The following is a 19,372-nucleotide window of genomic DNA, read 5'->3' as shown; positions in this document are numbered from 1 at the left end:
GGGACCGAAAATCGCATCGTCGATGTGGTGCTGCCCTCTCAGGTCGCTCGCCTACCATCGACACTCGTGCCCGACGCCCTGACAACCCCCGCACCCGCGCCTGCGCCTGCGCCGGTTCCCGATCTGCGCACGCAGTATCGGACTGCCCGACTGATCGCGATCATCACCGGTCTGCTCGGATTCGTGCTCGCCGTTGCGACCCCGTTCCTGCCCGTCAAGCAGACGACGTCCGCGTTGAACTGGCCGCAGGGTGCCGTCGGCAGCGTCGACGCGCCGCTGATGGCGCAGGTGCCGATCGACCTGACCGTGTCGATTCCCTGCCGCCTCGTCGACGACCTTCCCGCGAGCGGCGGACTCCTGCTGGGGACGGCACCGCCTCAGGGCACCGATGCGCCGCTGAACGCGCTGCTCGTTCGTGTCACCGAGTCGAGCGTCGACGTCCTCGACCGCAACGTCGTCGTCGCGTCCGCTCCTCGTGACGCCGTCGCGGGCGGCGAATGCTCCGCGATCACCGTCACCTCCGACATCGCAGACACCACCGCCACGTTCGAGGGCATGTCCGTCGACGGCAACCCCGTCACCGGCAGTCTCACCGGAGACCTCCGCCCGCAGGTCGTCGGCGTGTACACCGACCTCCCCGACACCGCGTCGACGGCTGATCTGTCCCTGAACGCGAACATCGACTCCCGCTTCTCGTCGACGCCCACCGTCCTGAAGCTCCTGTCGATGGCGCTCGCGGTGCTGCTCACGATCACCGCACTCGTCGCGCTGCACACCCTCGACGGAACCGACGGACGCACGCCCCGTGGGTTCTTCCCGACTCACTGGTGGCGACTGCGGCCCCTCGACGGCGTCATCGTCGGTGTCCTCGCGCTCTGGCATTTCGTCGGCGCGAACACCTCCGACGACGGCTATCTGCTGACGATGGCGCGGGTCTCCGAGCATTCCGGCTACATGGCGAACTACTTCCGCTGGTTCGGTGTCCCCGAGGCCCCGTTCGGCTGGTACTACGACGTTCTCGCCGCCATGGCGAAGATCTCCACCGCCAGCCCGTGGATGCGCCTGCCCGCGCTCCTCGCAGGCATCCTCTGCTGGTTCGTCATCAGCCGCGAGGTGATCCCCCGCCTCGGCCGCGCCGTCCGCCTCAACCAGGCCGCGGTGTGGACCGGTGGCCTCGTGTTCCTCGCGTTCTGGCTGCCCTACAACAACGGACTGCGCCCCGAGCCGATCGTCGCGCTCGGCGCACTCCTGACCTGGTGCTCCGTCGAACGATCCATCGCCACCGGACGCCTGCTGCCCGCCGCGGTCGCGATCATGATCGCCGCGTTCTCCCTCGGCGCGGCGCCCACCGGTCTGATGTGCGTCGCGGCACTGCTCGCCGGCGCCCGGCCGATGGTCCGGATCCTGGTTCGCAGGCACCGAAGCGTCGGCACCTGGGCGCTCGTCGCGCCCCTGCTCGCGTCGGGCGCCGTCGTCCTGGTGGCCGTGTTCGCCGACCAGACGTTCGCCGGTGTCCGCGAAGCGACTCGCGTGCGGACGCTCATCGGGCCCAACATGAGCTGGTACCAGGAGTTCCTGCGCTACTACTACCTGTTCGTGCAGACGGTGGACGGGTCGGTCTCCCGCCGCTTCGCTTTCCTGGTGATGATCCTGTGCCTGTTCACGACGCTGTTCGTGTTGCTGCGCCGTAAGCGGGTACCGGGCGCCGCGGTCGGACCGTCGTGGCGTCTGCTCGGTGTCGTGTTCGGCACCATCTTCTTCATGATGTTCAACCCCACGAAGTGGACCCACCACTTCGGGGCGTACGCGGGCATCGCGGGCTCCCTCGCCGCGCTCACCGCCGTCGCGGTATCCGCGACGGCCCTTCGGTCGAGGCGCAACCGGACCATGTTCGCCGCGGGACTGCTTCTGGTGCTTGCCTTCTCGTTCTCCGGCATCAACGGCTGGTGGTACGTCTCCGCCTACGGCATCCCGTGGTTCGACAAGACCATTTCGCTCGCCGGGATCCAGGTGAACACCGTCATGCTGGCCCTCTTCCTCGCGGCCGTGGTCCTCGTCGGCTGGCAGTACTTCCGTGAGGACTTCATCGGCAAGGAGGTCACGGCGTCCGGCCCGCGTGGCCGACGGATCAAGGCGCTCGCGGCGATGCCGCTGACCGTCATCGCCGCGCTGATGGTCCTCTTCGAAGTGCTGTCCCTGGTCAAGGGTGCGGTCGCGCAGTACCCGGCGTACTCGTTGGCGCGCTCCAACATCGACGCCGTCACCGGGTCGCCGTGCGGCCTCGCCGACTACGTCCTCACCGAAGCCGACGCGAACGCCGGGCGGCTGCAACCCCTCCCCGGTTCGGCCGCCGACCCGCTCGGTGGCGTCGATCCCGTCGGATTCGGCCCCAACGGAGTGCCGTCCGACCTGTCCGCCGACTACACCGAAGTCAAACCCGGACAGGCCAACACCGACGGCCAGTCCGTCGGCGCCGAGTTCGTCAACGGCGCCAGCGCCGGAACCGAAGGCGGCGTCGGTGCGCGGGGCGTCAACGGTTCGACCGTGAAACTCCCCTTCGGGCTCGACCCCGCCACCACGCCCGTGCTCGGCAGCTACCAGACCGGCGTCCAGGAACCGGCATACCTGACGTCGAGTTGGTACGCGCTGCCCGAGCGCAGCGGCGACGCTCCGCTGGTCGTCGTGTCCGCCGCCGGACGCATCTGGTCCGAGAGCAAGGACGGCGAGGTCACCTACGGTCAGTCACTGCGCCTCGAATACGGCCGACGCGAAGCCGACGGCACCGTCACCGTCCTCGGAAACTACCTGCCCAAGGACACCGGACCTGCACCGTCGTGGCGCAACCTGCGCATCCCCCTCGACGAACTGCCCGCCGACACCGACACCGTCCGCGTCGTCGCCAACGACCCCAACCTCACCGGCGACCAGTGGCTCGCGTTCACCCCGCCGAGGGTGCCGCAACTGCAGTCACTGAACGACTACATCGGCTCCGAGCAGCCGGTGCTGCTCGACTGGGCCGTCGGCCTGCAGTTCCCCTGCCAGCGTCCCTTCGACCACCACTACGGCGTCGCCGAGGTCCCCGGCTACCGCATCCTCCCCGACCGGCCCCTCGCCGTCAGCTCCACCGACACCTGGCAGGCCGGAGAGAACGGCGGTCCCCTCGGCTGGACCGAGATGATCGCGGAAGCGTCCACCGTCCCCACCTACCTGCGCGACGACTGGGGCCGTGACTGGGGTGCCCTCGAGCGGTACACCCGCCACTTCCCCGACGCCACCGCGGCCACCATCGACACCGACGAGGTGACCCGCTCCGGCTTCTGGAGTCCCGGCATGATGCGGGTCTACCCCTAACCCTCCACTCCCCTCCCCCTTGGGTTTCCTGAATGGCCCATTCATTCAGTCCAAGTGAATGAATGGGCCATTCAGGTAAAGGTGGCGGGGTTGCAACCCATTCGCGGCGCGGGTTTGTCCACAACCGACAGGTTGTCCACATCTGGCCCGATTCGACGCCCGGAACGGCCTTCGGCCGGATGCCATGCCCCATCCTTGCCTCATGCGACGAGGCAGGTGGGCCGACGATCTCGACATGATCCGTGCGCACGCCCACAATGGCGTGATTCGCTCAGCAGTTCTCGGCGAAATGGGGCTGGCACCGGCCACCATCGCCGCACGGTGCCTGCCGGGTGGACCATGGCAACGCATACTGCCGGGATACGTACTGCTGCACAACGGTTCCCCCACGCAGCTCGAGCGGGCCGGCGCGGCTCTGATGTATGGCGGGGATGACAGCATGCTCACCGGGCATGTAGCTCTCGCTGCGCACGGCTACCGCCGATCTGCATCGATGAATGACGTGCTCATGCTCGTCCCTGCCTCCCGGAAGCGGGCTTCTACCCACTTCGTCACCGTGGAACGAACCTGGCGGCCACCTGAACCAGTACTTCGTGGGACGCTCCGCTGCGCACCCGTCACGCGGGCAGTCCTCGACGCGTCCCGCCGGATGCGGTCACGGGATGCGTGTCGCGCCCTGCTCGCCGCCGTGATTCAGCGCGGGGACACCTCGATCGAGGAACTGGCGATGGAACTGGCCGAGGGCACGACGCACGGCACGGCATTGCCGCGGTCGGTACTACGCGAACTCACAGGCGGTGCGCACTCCGTCGGGGAGGTTCACGCGCAACGCCTGTATCGACGCAGCGGACTGCCGACGATTGTGCACAACCGTGAGATCGAAACTCACAGGGGCGAATTCATCGCCATCCCCGACGGCTGGATCGACGACGTCGCAATGGCCTGGGAAATCGACTCGCTCGACAATCATTTCACCGTCCCGGACCACGAGGCGACCCTCGAACGCCGTGAGCGCATGCAGAGCTTCGGAATCATTGTCGTCACGCATTTGCCGCGCACCATTCGCGACAAACCGGATCTGGTGATCCGTGAGCTGCGCTCGAGCTACGAACTTGCCCGCTCCCGAGCCAGGCCGAGCGTGCGGCTCCGCGCTGATCGGTCCCCGCGCCGGCCCGCTTCCTGAGCGCGGAGCCTCTTCCTGAATGGCCCACCCATTCAGTTCAGTTGAATGAATGGGCCATTCAGGAAGAAAGGCGGCGGGATAGAACGGTCAGAACGGCAGCAAGTGATGCTTGCGGGGGTTCTTGTAGACCGTCTTGTCGCGCAGCAGGGTCAGTGCCTTGCGGATCTCGAGGCGGGTGGCCGACGGGTCGATGACGGCGTCGACGTAGCCGCGCTCGGCCGCGATGTAGGGCGTCGCGACGTGCTCGTTGTAGAAGTTGATCAACTGCTGACGCACGGCGGGTGCGTTGTCGCCAGCGGACTCGATCTGCTTGCGGCCGATGATGTTGACGGCACCTTCGGCTCCCATGACCGCGATGCGGGCGGTGGGCCAGGCGAAGTTGACGTCGGCACCGAGCTGCTTGGAGCCCATCACGGCGTAGCCACCACCGTACGACTTGCGCACGACGACGGTGACCTTCGGGACGGACGCCTCGACGTAGGCGAACAGGAACCGACCACCACGCTTGATGACGCCGATCTTCTCCTGTTCGACGCCGACGAGGAAGCCGGGGGTGTCGACGACGAAGACGAGCGGAATGTTGTAGGCGTTGCAGACGCGCACGAAATGCGCTGCCTTGTCGCCCGCTTGGGCGTCGAGTGCTCCGGAGAGGTACATCGGCTGGTTCGCGACGACTCCGACGGGGCGGCCGTCGACGCGGGCGAATCCGGTGATGACGTTCTGCGCCATCTGGGAGCGGATCTCGTGGAAGTCGCCGTCGTCGAAGATCCGCATCAGGATGTCGTGCATGTCGTAGCCGGCGTTGTCGGCGTCGGGCATGAACGAGTCGAGGGCGAGGTCGTCCTCGGTGATCTCGGGTTCGAGGCCGGGGTTGATGATCGGCGGCTGTTCGGTGCAGCTCGACGGCATGTAGCTCAGGTACTTGCGGACCCACTCGAACGCGGCCTTCTCGTCGGGCGCGACGTGGTGAATGTTGCCGTATTCCACCTGGTTTCGGGCGCCGCCGAGTTCGTCGAGGCTGACTTCCTCGCCGGTGACCGACTTGATCACGTCGGGGCCGGTGACGAACATGTACGAGTCCTCGGTCGCAACCACGACGTCGGTGTTGATTGGCGCGTACACGGCGCCGCCCGCGTTCTTGCCGAGGATGACGGAGATCTGTGGGCACATGCCCGACAGCGGTTCCTGGCGTCGTCCCATCTCGGCGTACCACGCCAGCGACGTGACGGCGTCCTGGATACGGGCGCCTGCCGACTCGTTGATGCCGACGACGGGGCAGCCGATCTTGATGGCGAAATCGTTGACGGCGGCGACCTTTCGGCCGAATATCTCGCCTGCGGCACCACCGAACACGGTCTGGTCGTGCGCGAAGACCGCGACGGGGCGGCCGTCGACGAGCCCGTGCCCGGTGACGACGCCGTCGCCGTACGGGTTCGACGGGTCGCCGGGCTGACGGGCGAGCTGACCCAACTCGACGAAGGTGCCCGGATCGAGCAGCATGTCGATCCGCTCGCGCGGGGTCGGCAGGCCCTTCTCCTTGCGCCGCTCGATGGCACGGGGGTTGCCCGGGGCCTTCGAGATCTCGAGCTTCTCCCGAAGCTCGGCAAGCTTTTCGGCGGTGGTGGTGCTCACTCAGTTACTCCGCTTCTCGGCCTCGATGGCGGCCAGTTTCTTGGTCAGGTCGGCCCCCACCTTCCCGATGTACGGTTCGTCGACGATCTGGATGTGATCGCCACCGACGTGCACGATTTCGAGGTCCGACGCGACCTTCGCCCAGCCGCCGTCGGGCGTGCGGGTCCCGAACGCGGGCTCGAGCGCGATGGCGTCGTCGTGGTACTTGTCCGCCATGTAGAGCACCACGGGACCGTCGTACTTGCCGGGCTTGACGGTCTGCAGGGCCCTGTTGTCCAGCCACGACGTGCGCTGGTGCTCGATGATGCCGCCGGGGATCTTCGCACCGCTCACCTTGAGCAGGTTCATCAGGATTTCGATCTGCTCTTCGTCGGTCTCGGCGGCGGCGAGCATGTCGAACGGCAACGGCGCGTCGACGTTGTAGGTCTTCTTCGCGAACGCCGCGTACCGCTGCCAACGCTTCTTGATCTCGTCGGGCGTGTCCTCGATTTCCTCGCCCGCCATCACGGTGTCGATGAGGCCGACGATCCGGACGTCCTTGCCCTGTTCGCGCAGGAGCGTCGCCACTGCGTAGGACAGGGCGCCGCCCAGGGACCAGCCGTACAGCACGTACGGACCGTCGCCCTGGATCTCCGTGATGAGCGGCAGGTACTCGCGGGCACGCACGTCGAGCGGGCCCTCGGTGCGTTCGAAGCCGTACATCGGGGTGTCGGCGGGCAGCCGCTTGAGCAGCGGCTCGTAGGCGACGGTCGACCCACCTGCCGGATGGAACACGAAAACCGGTACGGCAGTGGATCCTTCGGGTCGGGCACGCAGCACGCGCACGAGGCCTTCGATCTTGCCCTCGTCCTCGAGGTGCGGGCGCACCTTCTCCGCGAGCTGCTCGACGGTCTCGCTGTCGAGTACGTCGTCGAAGCTCACCTCGCCGCCTGCTCGTTCGGTCAACCGGGCGGCCAGCTTCTCGGCGGTGACGTCGTCGAGGACGGGCAGGATGTTGAAGATGCCCTTCGCGGACTTGCCCGTCACGACCGCCCACGTCGCGAACGTCAGACGTTCGGCGGCGTCACGCGGCGGGACGTTGACCTCCTCGTCGGACGCGTCGCCGACGGTCGGTGCGGCGTCGGCGACGATCTGCTCGGCCTCGGCGACCGGACTCGTGGTCTCGTCGTCGAGCACGGAATCGAGTGCGGGGGCGTCCTTCTCGGCCTGCTGCGCAGCGGCGAGCGCCTCGACCTCTTCGCGGTTCTCGACTGCGTAGCGCAGGTACTTCTCGACCTCGCGCAGGTTCGCGTCCTTGACGGCCTGCAGCTGCAGCTGCGGGATGTCGAACTCGTACTCGACACGGTTCTTGATCCGCACCGCCATCAGTGAGTCGAGCCCCAGCTCGATCAGCGGGATCTCGGCGGGCAGGTCCTCGACGGCGTATCCCATCGACTCCGCGACGATCAGGGCGAGCCGGTCCTCGAGTGCCTGGGTGCCGTTGGGATCCCACTTGTCGCCGAAGGATTCGACGACCTCGGGCAGTTCCTCCATCGGCGAGCTCGACCGCTGCGGCGAGGCCGCACCTGTGCGCGGTTCCGGTGCGGCGACGACCAGTTCGGGCAGTGCCTCACCGGAACTGACGACCGCGTCCAGCAGCAGCGTGAAGGCACCGTTCGACTTCGCGTGCACCTGCAACGAACCGCCGCCGGGGTGGGGGCTCAGCGTGGTGGTCAGCGTTCCCGATGCAGGCACGTCACCGCGCGGGACGGCAGCGGTCAGGGTCACGTCCGAGAGCACCTGCGCCGCAGCGGAAGTCACGAGCTCGTTCAGGTTGGAGACGGCAGAGGCGGCAACCTCCCACACGTGCCGACCGTCGGGAAGCGACACGTGCGACCCGGGCGCGCGACCCGATCCGGATGCGCTGACCTGGACGTCGAGCCAGAACTCCTTGCGCTGGAACGCGGTGCGCGGGGCGTTCGCGTACCCGCCGGCAGGCAGCAGCGACGCCAGGTTCACCGGCTGCCCGTGCACGTACAGCTGAGCGAGCGCGGTGAGGACGCCGACCTCCTCGTCCTCCTTGCGCTTGAGCGTCGGGATCAGCTGGGCGTCGTGCAGCCCGGCGTCGAATGCGGTGGCGGCCACCGACATCAGCGTCGCCGGGTTCGGTGCGAGCTCGACGAAGGTGGTGTGGCCTGCGTCGACGGCCATGCGCACGGCGTTGGTGAAGTAGACGCTGTGCCGCATGCCCTTGGTCCAGTAGTCGACCGGGTGAATCGGGGCGTGTCCGGCACGGTAGTACGTCTCCTTGTCGACGGACGAGAACAGTCCGACGGTCAGGGTGTGCGGTTCGATGCCCGCGAGCTCGGCGGCGAGTTCGCCGAGGATCGGGTCGACCTGCGAGGTGTGGCTGGCACCCTTGGTCTGCAGGATCCGGCCCATCTTCTCCTCGGCCTCGGCGCGGGCGACGATCGCCTCGACCTCGGGCTGGGGACCGCCGATGACGGTGTGGGTAGGCGCGGCGTAGACGCAGACCTCGAGGTGCGGGAAGTCGCCGAGGACGGCTTCGATCTCGGCCGCGGTGTACTCGACGAGCGCCATGAGGCGGATGTCGTCGCCGGACAGCGTCGCCTCGGCCTCACCCATCAGGCGCGAGCGGGCGGTGATGACGCGGACGGCGTCCTCGAGGGACAGTCCCCCGGTGACGTACGCGGCGGCGGCCTCGCCCATCGAGTGGCCGACGGCGGCTTCCGGTTCGGCGCCGTGGTGACGCAGCAGTGCCGCGAGCCCGATCTGGATGGCGAAGATGCCGACCTGCGAGGTCTCGACGTCGTAGTCGAGGGAGTCGTCGAGGAACTTCTCGGCCATCTTGTAGCCGGATTCGAACTCGATCAGCTCGTCTACCTGGTCGATCGCGGCGCGGAAGACGGCGTTGTTCGTGTAGAGCTGCTTGGCCATCTTGCGATGCTGCGACCCAAAGCCGGAGAACACCCAGACGGGGCCCTTGCCCGCGGGCGAGTCGGCGGAGAAGACGCCCTGCCCGGGCTTGCCCGCCGCAACCGCGCGCAATCCGGTGATGGCCTCGGCGTGGGTCCGGGCGAGCACGACGGCGCGGGAGCGGCCGTGGTTGCGTCCCGCGAGTGTCCGGGCCAGGTCCGCCAGCGCAGTGGTGCTGCCGGCCTCGGTCTCGAGCCAGTCGGCGAGGTCCGACGCGGCGCGGCGGCGTCGCGACGGCATCGACGCGGACACCGGCAGCAGCACCGGCAGCGGTTCCTCGCGCTGCGGCGTCACGAGCGGTTCGACGCCCATCGACGCGGCGGCGTCGGCCAGCACGGCCTCCGCCTCGGTCTCGACGTCGACGTGCTCGGCGTCGAGGGACTCCGTCGCCTCCGACGGTGATTCGTTCGCGGACGCCTCGGGCGCGACCGCGCCGTTGTACTCGCGTACGACGACGTGCGCGTTGGTGCCGCCGAAGCCGAAGCCGGAGATGCCTGCGACGGCGCGGCCCGTGTAGCGCGGCCAGTCGGTGGCTTCGGGGATGACACGCAGGTGGGTGCCGTCGAAGTCGATGTACGGGTTCGGGCCTGCGTAGTTCAGCGACGGCGGGAGCTTGTCCTCCTGCATCGCGAGCACGACCTTGATCAGGCCGGCCGCACCGGCCGCGGATTCCAGGTGCCCGAAGTTGGTCTTCGCGGAGCCGAGCAGCGCCGGCTTGTCGGCGTCACGGCCACGTCCGACGACGCGACCGAGAGCGTCGGCCTCGATGGGGTCGCCGAGGATGGTGCCGGTGCCGTGGGCCTCGATGTAGTCGACGCCGGACGGCACGATGCCCGCGTCACGGTAGGCGGCGCGCAGGACGTCGGCCTGGGCGTCGGGGTTCGGGGCGACGATGCCGTTGGACCGGCCGTCCTGGTTGACGGCGGAACCGGCGATCACGGCGAGGATGGTGTCGCCGTCCCGTTCGGCGTCCTCGAGTCGCTTGAGGGCGACGAGTCCGCCGCCCTCGGCTCGCACGATGCCGTTCGCATCCGACGAGAACGCCTTGATCTTGCCGTCGTCGGTGAGCACACCGGTCTCGTTGAAGCCGAGGGTCGCGGCGGGCGCGACCAGCATGTTGACGCCACCTGCGAGTGCGATGTCGGACTCGCCGGATCGCAGCGACCGCACAGCCTGGTGCACGGCGACCAGCGACGACGAGCACGCGGTGTCCAGTGCGATCGACGGACCGCGGAAGTCGAAGTAGTAGGAGACCCGGCCCGCGACGATCGATGTCGACGTGCCGGTGAGCGCGTACGGGTGCGCCTGGAGCGGGTCGCTGATCGCGAGCAACTGGTAGTCGTTGGCGGAGGTGCCGATGAAGACACCGACCTGCTCGCCCTTGAGTTCGTTGGCCGGGATGTGCGCGTGTTCGAGTGCTTCCCAAGCCAATTCGAGTGCGAGACGCTGCTGCGGGTCGACGTTACGGACCTCGAGCGGGGACATCGCGAAGAACTCGGCGTCGAAGCCCTTGACGTCGTCGAGGTAGCCGCCCTTGGTGTTGGCCTTCTCGATGGCGGCGGCGATCTGCGGGTCGGCCGCGAACTCGGACCAACGCCCCTCGGGCAGGTCGGTGACGGCGTCACGGCCCTCGATCAGCAGTCGCCACATCTCGTCGGGCGTGTGGCCGGAGCCGGGGAAGCGCGATGCCATACCGACGATCGCGATGTCGTGGGACTGCGAGGTGTCCTTGACCGCGTAGTACGCGTCGTCCGACCCCGCGGGCAGCTCCGGCTCACCCTCGATGATCCGCGTCGCGAGGGACGCGATCGTCGGATGCTGGTAGGCGATCGTCGCGTTCAGCGTGATGCCGAGCAGGTCCTCGATCTCGCCCGACAGGGCAACGGCGTCGCGGGACGACAGACCGAACTCCTCCATCGGGCGGTCGTCGGAGATCTGCTCCACCGGCTGCCCGGTCACCCCGGCAACCCAGTTGCGTAGCCATTCGCGCAGCTGCGCGACCGTCATCTCAGTTTCAGCCATCAGTGCACCACGCTACTCGTCGTCGGAGGTCTCGTCGGGGACGTAGTCGATCTCAGACGCTGTCCGGGAACGCTGTCTGCTGGTACCCGCCGCGCAGGGTGCCCTCGATGTACGCGGCCTTGCAGGCGCGGCGCGCGATCTTGCCGCTGGAGGTACGCGGGATCGACCCGGCGGGCACGAGCAGCACATCGCGCGCCGTCACGCCGTGTCGCGCCGAGATCGCGGCGCGGACCGCGTCGGCGATCGGCCCCGGTTCGGCCTTGCCCGCACCGGGGGCGCGTTCGGCGACCACCACGAGCTGCTCGGCGCCGTCGTCGGGGTCGTAGCTCAGTCCGGATCCGAACTCGAACACCTCCTTGGGCAGCTGGTTCGCGGGCACGGCGAACGCGGCCACGAAGCCGGGACGCAGCGCGGTGGACGCCTCCTGCGCGGAGTACTCGAGGTCCTGCGGGTAGTGGTTGCGTCCGTCGACGATCACCAGGTCCTTGACGCGACCGGTGATGTACAGCTCGCTGTCAACGTAGACGCCGTAGTCGCCGGTGCGCATCCAGTTCGCGTCGTCGGGCGCGCCGTCGGTCTTGCTGCCGTCCGCCTGCCGCGAGGTGATCCGGTTGTGGAAGGTCTGTGCGGTCTCGTCCTCGCGACCCCAGTAGCCCTGGCCCATGTTGTTGCCGTGCAGCCAGATCTCTCCGACGTGCTCGTCGGGCAGCTCGGCGCCGGTCTCGGGGTCGACGATCGCGGCCCACTGGCTGCGTGCGACGTGCCCGCAGGACACCTGGGAGATCGCTCCGGGCGCGTCGGGGGAAACCTTGACCATCCGGCCCTGGTTGAGCTGGTCGCGGTCGACGTAGATGACGCGGGCCTCGTCGGCCTGGTCGGTGGTGGAGACGAACAGGGTCGCCTCCGCCATGCCGTAGGAGGGCTTGATGGCGGTCTTGGGCAGCCCGTACGGCGCGAACGCCTCGTTGAACTTGCGCATCGACGAGGTGGTGACGGGCTCGGACCCGTTGATGAGCCCGATGACGTTGGAGAGGTCGAGCGTCTCGCCGTTCTTGGGCAGTCCGCGGGCCGCGGCATGCTCGAACGCGAAGTTCGGCGCGGCGGCGAAGGTGCCCGCACCGTCGGAGACGGCGGCGAGTTCGTTGATCCAGCGGGACGGCCGGGCGACGAACGCGCGCGGGCTCATGATGGTGATGTACTTGCCGCCCAGCGCGGGCAGGATCACCGTGAGCAGGCCCATGTCGTGGAACAGCGGTAGCCAGGTGACACCGCGCGACTCGGTGCTCAGCCCGATCGCGTCGGCCATCTGCACCGCGTTGGTGCCGACCGCGAGGTGGGTGATCTCGACGCCTGCGGGAGTGCGGGTCGAACCGGACGTGTACTGCAGATACGCGATGTCCTCGAGCTTCGGCTCCGGGTTCACCCACGTCTCGCCGACGGTGTCGGGGATCGCGTCGACGGCGATGATGCGGGGACGCTGCGCGGCGGGCAGCGAGCGGAACAGCTGACGGACACCGGCCGCGGACTCCGTGGCGGTGAGGATCGCGGCAGGTTCGCAGTCGCCGAGCACGGCGTGCAGCCGATCGGTGTGACCGGGCTCGTCCGGGTCGAACAGCGGCACCGCGATGGTGCCCGCGTGGATCGCAGCGAAGAACGAGATGACGTAGTCGAGGCCCTGCGGGGCGAGCACGGCGACGCGGTCGCCGGGCTTGGTCACCTGCTGCAGTCGGGCCGCCACGGCGCGCAGCCGGATACCGAACTGGTTCCAGGTGAGCTCCTGCGCCTCACCGTCACGTGCGGTGGAGTAGTCGATGTAGCGGTATGCCAGATCGTCGGCATTCTCTCGGGAATGCTGCTCGACGTAGTCGACGAGTGTGTTCCCGGGCTGCAACTTGATATGCCCGGTCTCGTCGATGTAGTCATCGAAGTTCTTCATACCTTCTCCTCCAAGGCAAGCCCTCGACGCCTGTTTCTGCACCGGTGGGCTTCAACTCCCTGCTCCCGCGGGAATCATGCAATCAATGTCTAGCGGCAACATGCAGATCTCGTTACGGTAACGAACCGCTTCGCATCCCAAACCAACAGGATGTTACAGAAGCCCGCCTCGTCATTCACCCTTGAGCAGGTCGATGACGGGGGCGAAGGCCTCCATCTGGGTCGGGAAGATGCCGACGTACGACATCGACGTCCGATCCCGAACTCTTCTTATCTGATCGGCGATTTCGTCGTACGTGCCGATCGCCAGATAGGGCGAGTCGAGGATGTCCTGGACGGTCAGCGTGACGTCCGCCTCAATATTCGGCGGGTACCCGTTGGAGATGGCCCCCAGTGCCATCTCGGCCATCGCCTCGCGATCTTCGGTCGGCATGACCGCGGTGATCGTCCAGTTCAGCTCGATGTCCTTGAAGCGGTCACCCGCGGCCGCACGAATTCCGTCGACACGGGCCGCGGTCGCTTCCATCGTGATCCCGGAGAGCAGCATCTTGCCCTCCTTGGTCGACGGAGGCGCGACGGACACGATGTCGGCGTACTTCGCCGCGAGCGCGAGCATCTTCGGTCCCCCACCGCCGACGGCGATCGGCGGACGCGGACCCTGACGCGGCCGCGGGCTGCCCTTGAGTCCCGAGATCCGGTAGTACTCGCCCTCGAAGTTGCACTCCTGGCCACGCAGCAGCGTGTCCAGGATCTGCAGCGACTCCTCGAGCTTCGCGATGCGCGCACCGGGCCGCTCGTATGCGATGCCCGCCTGATCGAACTCGTCCTTCATCCAGCCGGCACCGATACCGAGCTCGAGCCGACCACCGGAGAGCACGTCGATGGTGGTCGCGTCCTTAGCGAGGATCGCCGGATGACGAAAACCGTTGGCCAGCACTGCAGTTCCGATACGGATCTTGTCCGTTGCCACAGCGAGCGCACCGAGTGCGGCGATCGGGCCGACCTGGTTTCCGACGTGGTCGGGGATCATGAAGCTGTCGTACCCGAGCTCCTCGGCCTTCTGGGCCAGCTTGACGAAGCGCCTGGCCCCGCCCTCCTCGGCGTTGCCCTCGCCACCGGCTGCAAACCGGAACTTGCGCGGCGCGGGCGCGTCGGCGGAACTCATCTATCAATTCTCCTGGTGGCGGGCAGTGGTGAAAAGTGCAGGTAACCGGTTGTCCACTCTAACTGCTGGACACGGTCCCCCCTATTCCTGTCAGGACTCGATCACTCATGGGCGGGGGCGGGCGCGGAGCGCACCTTCTCAGCGGCCCAGTTTGTCATCCACTGCGTAGCGGTGGTGCCGTTTCCATCAACACTGAAGCTGTTGTACATCGCATGCACAGGGTTGTTGACGTACTCGAGCAGACGCGACGCGCTCCCCAGCCAATTGCCAGGTTTGAATGCACCTTCCGGAGCGTCGCAGATGCCGTCCGTGGGCGCACAGATCTGCACGACCCGGTCGCCGACCGACCCGAAGCCGCCCGGCCTGGCACCGGTCATCGTGATGCCCGGCAGCTTGACACCGGCCAACGCAACCTCGGCACCGACACCGGCGACACCCGGACCGACGTCCTCCGCCGTCCCTGGATCCCGACGACCGTCCGCGATGAGCCCGGCCCCCAACAGGAGGTCGGCAGGGACGGGCCCGTTGCCCGCTCCGATGCTCGCAGCGAGATCACCGGCAATGACGGCGCCCTGCGAGAACCCGGTGAGCACGTAGCTCGTCAACGGGCACTCGGTGTGCATCGCCGACATCACCTCGGTCGCCTTCGCGGTGCCATCGCCTCGGCTGACGTTGTACGACACCTGACCGTCCGGCGGAAGCGCGACCGGATTCGAGAACTGCGCCACGTACGGCACCGTGTACACCTGCGCCCGCTCCGGCCCGAACTGCGCCTGCAGCGGCCTCGTGACGTTGAGCATCAGCGACGCCGGATTCGCGGTCGGATTGAACGGGTCGTCAGCGGCGCTCGACTCCCAGGTACCCGGGATCGCGACCACCTGGACATCCGGACAGCTGGCCGGCTGCGCGGACGGCCGCTCCGGCCCCGGCGGCGTCACCGGCGGCTTCGGCACCCGCCCGGCAAGCAGGAACCACGCCAGCAACGCGACCAGCGCGACGACGAGTAGGACGATCAGGACGAGCAACGTCCGCAGCAGGCGGCGTCCCCGACTCTTCCGGGCTGCCATCGGCTACGAGCAGTAGGTCGAGGTCGCGGCGTCGATGTACACCTGCGCCATCCGGGCGGCGTCCGCCTCGGACGGCGTTCCGCCTGCCAACCCGGCCTCGACACCTGCCATACCCGTCACGTAGGCGAGAATCTCCTCGCTCGCGACCCCGCTCTCCTTGGCCGAGCAGATGTAGTTGGCGGTGGAGATCGCGATGTCACCGTTGGCGGCGGGCGTGACGCCTCCCTTCTTCAACGCGTCCAGGTAGGCCTGTCCACGGGCGTCGATCGGGGGCGCCTCCGTCGGACCGGGGAACCCGCTCGGCACCGACTGCGGCGTCTCCGGCGGCGCGGTCGCCGCCACCGACGGGGTCGTGTACTCCGGTACCTCGATGCCGGTCGCGAGCGGCGGCGCGGTCGGCGAACCCGACCCCGCTGCCGTCGTCAGTGTCGGCGTGTTCGACGCCGTGGAGTCGTCACTGCCGCATCCGGCGAGGACGCCTGCCGAGACGAGCGTGAGCGCGCCGACGGCGAGCACACGGGTAATCGGGGTACGAGAAGAAACGCGCATCAATTTCACAGTCCTCTTCGGTCATCGGCGGGACGTCCCGCCGCGACTGGGGTCATCGGTGTCGAGGGTACCGACGTGCGTCGGGCCGGGTTCGCGCCGCGAACCCGGCCCGCCACGTCATTCACTCAGGCGACCTGGATGTTCCCGCCCTTGACGGTGATGGTGCCGAACTGGAAGTTCTGGCGGACGCCACCCTCGAAGGCATATTCGTCACTGATCGGGTAGCCGAGTCGGCCGCCCTCGTAGCCCTGGCGTCCCCATTCCTCGAAGATCGCGCCGTGCCTGATCGACCAGGCACCGCTCGCCGGGCTCCAGTAGATGTTGCCGCCCTCGAACTCGTTGAAGCGGCCGTTGTCCCGGATCGGGCCACGCTCGCTGGACCGCGGGAAACCGAGCCAGCTGTTCTCGTAGCCCATCTCGCCGTACTTGCGCATGATCAGGCCCTGGACACCGTTCGCCCCCGTGGTGGGGCTCCAGTAGATGGCTCCGATCTCGAAGCCCTGCACGGCGCCGTCCTTGGACGGGGTGTTGATCTCGTCGCCGACGGGGTAGCCGAGCGGACCGGTCTCCCAGCCCTGCGAGGACCACAGGTCGCGGATCGCGCCGCGTACCGCATGGGCTCCGGTCTGCGGGGTCCAGTAGATCGAACCGGCCTGGAAGTGGTTGCCGCGGCCACGGCCGTCGGGGGTGCCGAACTCGCTGGTGGTCGGCAGGCCGAGGGGTCCGGACGGGCCGCCCATCGCCTGGTACTCGCCGCCGATCATGCCGGTGACGACCTGTGCGCCGGTGCCACCGGACCAGAAGATGCGGCCGTTGCGGAAGTCCTGGGCGAGCCCGCCCGCGACACCGTATTCACCGGTGACGCAGCCGCCGAGCCACGGGTTCGCATTCGCCATCGCGCCGATGTCGCCGTTCAGGCCGCACGCGGGTGCCGAGACCTGGACACCGAGGGCGTTGGCGACCTGCGGCCACGCCTGGTGCATCTCGAACTGCCAGTACGGCCACGAGTGGGTGCCCGACGGCCGGTAGTTCACCTGCGCGGCGATGCCGAGCTTGTTCAGCTTCGTCGCGAACGACTGCGAGGTCAGACGCGAGAGGATCTCCAGACCCATGCCCGCGTAGTTCGTGGACACGCCGGGGATGCCGGACGGCTGATCGTACGGACCGGTCATACCGCTGCCGCTGGAGATGTACAGGCTCGTGCCCTTGAGGTTCTCCGCCTGGATGTACGGGTCGTGCGCGGCCCATTGCGGATTGCTCGGCTGGCCCCACATCTTGGTGACGTTGTATCCGCCCGCGTCCTGCATCGCGTACTGCAGGGCCTGCGGCATACCGAGGGACGTGGTGCTGAGGTAACCGGAGAACGAGCCGGCGAACTTGAAGAAGCCGGGATTGCGGGCCGCGAGGAACATCGCGGACGTGCCGCCCATCGACAGGCCGATCACACCACGCGTGCTGGTGGTGCGCATGCTGTTCTCGAGCACCGGCGGCAGTTCCTTCGTCAGGAACGTCTCCAGTTGGTAGAACTTGCCGTTGTCACCTTCGAGCCAGTCGGAGTAGAAGCTGGACTGACCGCCGACCGGGAGGATGACGTTGACGTTCTTGTCGGCGTAGAAGCTCGCCGCGTCGGTCTCGATGGTCCAGCCGCTCTCGTCGTCGCGGGCGCGCAGACCGTCGAGCATGTAGAGGGCGGGGAACGTGGCGTCGGGCCGGGAGTTCCAGTCACGTGCCAGCAGGATCTGCACCTGGAACGGTGCGCCCATGGACGGGGAGTCGACCCACAGCGCGACGCGGCGGTCGGTGATCCACTGCACCTTCGACACACCCGGCATCGACCGACCGGGTGCGGCTGCGGATCGCGCCGAGATGACCGGTGCGGGTGCGGGGGCCGCGACGGTGGTCGTCGGGGCGACCGTGGTGGTCGGCGCGACGGTCGTCGTGGGCGTCACCGCGGTGGTGGTCGGCGCAGCAGCGGTAGACGTCGCGGCCGTCGTCGTGGTCTTCCCGGCGCTGGACTTCGGCGCGACGGTTTCCTGGACGTCCTCGGGGGACTTCTTCGCGGGGGTCGAGGTCGGCGTCGCGGTGATCGACGTGCTCGTCGCCGGCTGTGCGGCGGCGACACCGGCGGTCGTCAGCCCAGCCGCGGTCGGCAGAACAAGCGCAGCGGCCAACAGTGCGAACGCACGCCCCTTGCGGTGATGCGATCGGGCGCCCGATCTTGTTGATCCTGGTCGCATGTGAGGTGACTCCTCTTTCTTCTGTCGGCCGGTCTACTACCCGGCACCGTCGGTTGACTGACCCGACCCGCGCGTCACGCTGCTGTTACGCCTGGACACTCGCGTGTCCCCTTTGTACACGGCGGACAGGAGTGACGCGTGTGACGCGCGGCATCTACGAGGTTTTGTTATGTGCAGGAAACGGCAGATGCCGCCCTGCTCACCCCCGGAGGGGTGTGCAGGGCGGCATCGTGGCGATCATGGTTATCCGGTCACCAGGCGTTCAGGGAGTCCAGAATCTGGGTGCGGGCCTTGAACAGCTCGCCCGACCAGTACGGCCACGAGTGGGTGCCGTTGGACGGGAAGCTGTACGTGGCAGGAATCTTGAGGGCGGCCATGCGCGCCTGGAAGGCCCGTGTGTTGACCAGCGAGATGGCCTCGAGGCCCATGCCGTTCGCGGTGTTGTAGTAGTCGATCGGCTTCTGCGGCTTGTCGAACTCACCGGGCAGACCACTGGCCGCCGAGATGTACAGGGACAGGCCCTCGAGCTTCGGCGCGAACACGAACGGGTCGTTGCGCAGCCATGCCTTGCTCCACGGCGGGCCCCACATCGCGTCGACGTTGAACCGACCGGCATCGAGCATCGCCACGCGGATCGCCTCACGCATACCGGGCGCTGAGATGTTCAGGTAGCCCGACAGCGAAGACGCGAACTTGAACTGATCGCGGTGGTAGGCCGCCAGCGTCAGGGCAGCCGAGCCGCCCATCGACAGGCCGAGCACACCGTTGTTGGTGCGAGAGACACCACGGGTCTCCAGGTAGTCGGGGAGCTCCTTGGTCAGGAAGGTCTCCCACTTGTAGGTGGTGTCCTGGCCGTTGAAGTTCGACGACGCGATCCAGTCGCTGTAGAACGACGACTCGCCACCCACCGGCATGACCAGGGTCAGGTTGTCGTTCGCGAACTGCTCGAGCGCGTTGGTCTCGAAGGACCACGCGTTCCTGTCGTCGCGTGCGCGGAGTCCGTCGAGCAGGTAGAGGGCAGCTCCACCGCCACGCTTGGCCCACTGGATCTGCACCTTGATCGGGCCCATGGAGGAGGGCACCGAGACCTCTTCGTAACCACCGGACGGCGCCCGGTGCGTGACCGGTGCGGCGCCGGCGACGGCGGTCCCCGCGATACCGGCAGTGACGGGCAGCACGAGCGCTGCGGCCGAAAGGCCGAGGAGGCGTCGCTTGAGGTTCTGGAACCTCGGTCTGCCAATACGCATGAATACTG

Annotated in this window: 11 protein-coding genes; 3 read left to right on the top strand and 8 right to left on the bottom strand. The window is 67.8% G+C overall.

What is annotated here, in order from left to right; all coding sequences use genetic code 11:
- Window positions 1-66 precede the first annotated feature (66 nt).
- Window positions 67-3,351, top strand: a complete 3,285-nt coding sequence (locus RHCRD62_RS24040; RefSeq protein WP_050067298.1) for an arabinosyltransferase domain-containing protein — start codon at window positions 67-69, stop codon at window positions 3,349-3,351.
- 202 nt (window positions 3,352-3,553) lie between these two features.
- The gene (locus RHCRD62_RS24035) at window positions 3,554-4,534 is read left to right on the top strand and encodes a hypothetical protein (protein ID WP_050067297.1); all 981 of its coding nucleotides are present in this window, start codon (window positions 3,554-3,556) and stop codon (window positions 4,532-4,534) included.
- A gap of 87 nt (window positions 4,535-4,621) precedes the next feature.
- Here RHCRD62_RS24035 and RHCRD62_RS24030 read toward each other — a convergent pair whose 3' ends face one another.
- The 7 genes from RHCRD62_RS24030 to RHCRD62_RS24000 all read right to left on the bottom strand — a co-directional run bounded on the left by RHCRD62_RS24030 (window position 4,622) and on the right by RHCRD62_RS24000 (window position 17,712).
- On the bottom strand, window positions 4,622-6,166 hold the full coding sequence (locus tag RHCRD62_RS24030; RefSeq protein WP_050067296.1) for an acyl-CoA carboxylase subunit beta: 1,545 nt from the start codon (window positions 6,164-6,166) through the stop codon (window positions 4,622-4,624).
- Complete coding sequence (gene pks13 / locus RHCRD62_RS24025; RefSeq protein WP_050067295.1) at window positions 6,167-11,149, bottom strand: polyketide synthase Pks13; 4,983 nt, start codon at window positions 11,147-11,149, stop codon at window positions 6,167-6,169.
- Between the two features lie 67 nt (window positions 11,150-11,216).
- Window positions 11,217-13,100: a long-chain-fatty-acid--AMP ligase FadD32 gene (gene fadD32 / locus RHCRD62_RS24020; protein WP_050067294.1), complete on the bottom strand. Its 1,884-nt coding sequence runs from the start codon at window positions 13,098-13,100 to the stop codon at window positions 11,217-11,219.
- Between the two features lie 171 nt (window positions 13,101-13,271).
- Window positions 13,272-14,264, bottom strand: a complete 993-nt coding sequence (locus tag RHCRD62_RS24015) for an LLM class F420-dependent oxidoreductase (protein ID WP_050067293.1) — start codon at window positions 14,262-14,264, stop codon at window positions 13,272-13,274.
- Window positions 14,265-14,365: 101 nt separating this feature from the next.
- Complete coding sequence (locus RHCRD62_RS24010) at window positions 14,366-15,331, bottom strand: cutinase family protein (RefSeq protein WP_050067292.1); 966 nt, start codon at window positions 15,329-15,331, stop codon at window positions 14,366-14,368.
- Between the two features lie 3 nt (window positions 15,332-15,334).
- Window positions 15,335-15,880, bottom strand: a complete 546-nt coding sequence (locus tag RHCRD62_RS24005) for a DUF732 domain-containing protein (protein WP_050067291.1) — start codon at window positions 15,878-15,880, stop codon at window positions 15,335-15,337.
- Between the two features lie 125 nt (window positions 15,881-16,005).
- Window positions 16,006-17,712, bottom strand: coding sequence for an alpha/beta hydrolase-fold protein (locus RHCRD62_RS24000; RefSeq protein WP_084734460.1), 1,707 nt, complete (start codon window positions 17,710-17,712; stop codon window positions 16,006-16,008).
- On the opposite strand from RHCRD62_RS24000, the gene RHCRD62_RS23995 reads away from it, so the two are divergent.
- A complete protein-coding gene (locus RHCRD62_RS23995) occupies window positions 17,642-18,079 on the top strand; it encodes a hypothetical protein (RefSeq protein WP_157051049.1) in 438 nt (145 codons plus the stop codon). The two genes, RHCRD62_RS24000 and RHCRD62_RS23995, sit on opposite strands and share 71 nt — an antisense overlap.
- Before the next feature lie 289 nt (window positions 18,080-18,368).
- Here RHCRD62_RS23995 and RHCRD62_RS23990 read toward each other — a convergent pair whose 3' ends face one another.
- Window positions 18,369-19,364 (bottom strand): alpha/beta hydrolase, encoded by a 996-nt coding sequence (locus tag RHCRD62_RS23990; protein WP_050067289.1) that lies wholly within the window; start codon window positions 19,362-19,364, stop codon window positions 18,369-18,371.
- Window positions 19,365-19,372: the final 8 nt, after the last annotated feature.

The sequence above is a fragment of the Rhodococcus sp. RD6.2 genome, assembly GCF_001040705.1.
Taxonomy (GTDB): Bacteria; Actinomycetota; Actinomycetes; order Mycobacteriales; family Mycobacteriaceae; genus Rhodococcus_G.
The sequence above is the reverse complement of the archived record's forward strand: the minus strand, read 5'-3'. Positions and strand labels throughout refer to the sequence as shown.

Excerpts from the sequence above, each read along its gene's own strand:
- RHCRD62_RS24035 (WP_050067297.1), top strand. The coding sequence starts at position 3,554 with ATGCGACGAGGCAGGTGGGCCGACGATCTCGACATGATCCGTGCGCAC.
- pks13 (WP_050067295.1), bottom strand. The coding sequence starts at position 11,149 with ATGACGGTCGCGCAGCTGCGCGAATGGCTACGCAACTGGGTTGCCGGG.
- fadD32 (WP_050067294.1), bottom strand. The coding sequence starts at position 13,100 with ATGAAGAACTTCGATGACTACATCGACGAGACCGGGCATATCAAGTTG.
- RHCRD62_RS24015 (WP_050067293.1), bottom strand. The coding sequence starts at position 14,264 with ATGAGTTCCGCCGACGCGCCCGCGCCGCGCAAGTTCCGGTTTGCAGCC.
- RHCRD62_RS24010 (WP_050067292.1), bottom strand. The coding sequence starts at position 15,331 with ATGGCAGCCCGGAAGAGTCGGGGACGCCGCCTGCTGCGGACGTTGCTC.
- RHCRD62_RS24005 (WP_050067291.1), bottom strand. The coding sequence starts at position 15,880 with ATGCGCGTTTCTTCTCGTACCCCGATTACCCGTGTGCTCGCCGTCGGC.
- RHCRD62_RS23995 (WP_157051049.1), top strand. The coding sequence starts at position 17,642 with ATGGACGGGGAGTCGACCCACAGCGCGACGCGGCGGTCGGTGATCCAC.
- RHCRD62_RS24000 (WP_084734460.1), bottom strand. The coding sequence starts at position 17,712 with ATGCCGGGTGTGTCGAAGGTGCAGTGGATCACCGACCGCCGCGTCGCG.
- RHCRD62_RS23990 (WP_050067289.1), bottom strand. The coding sequence starts at position 19,364 with ATGCGTATTGGCAGACCGAGGTTCCAGAACCTCAAGCGACGCCTCCTC.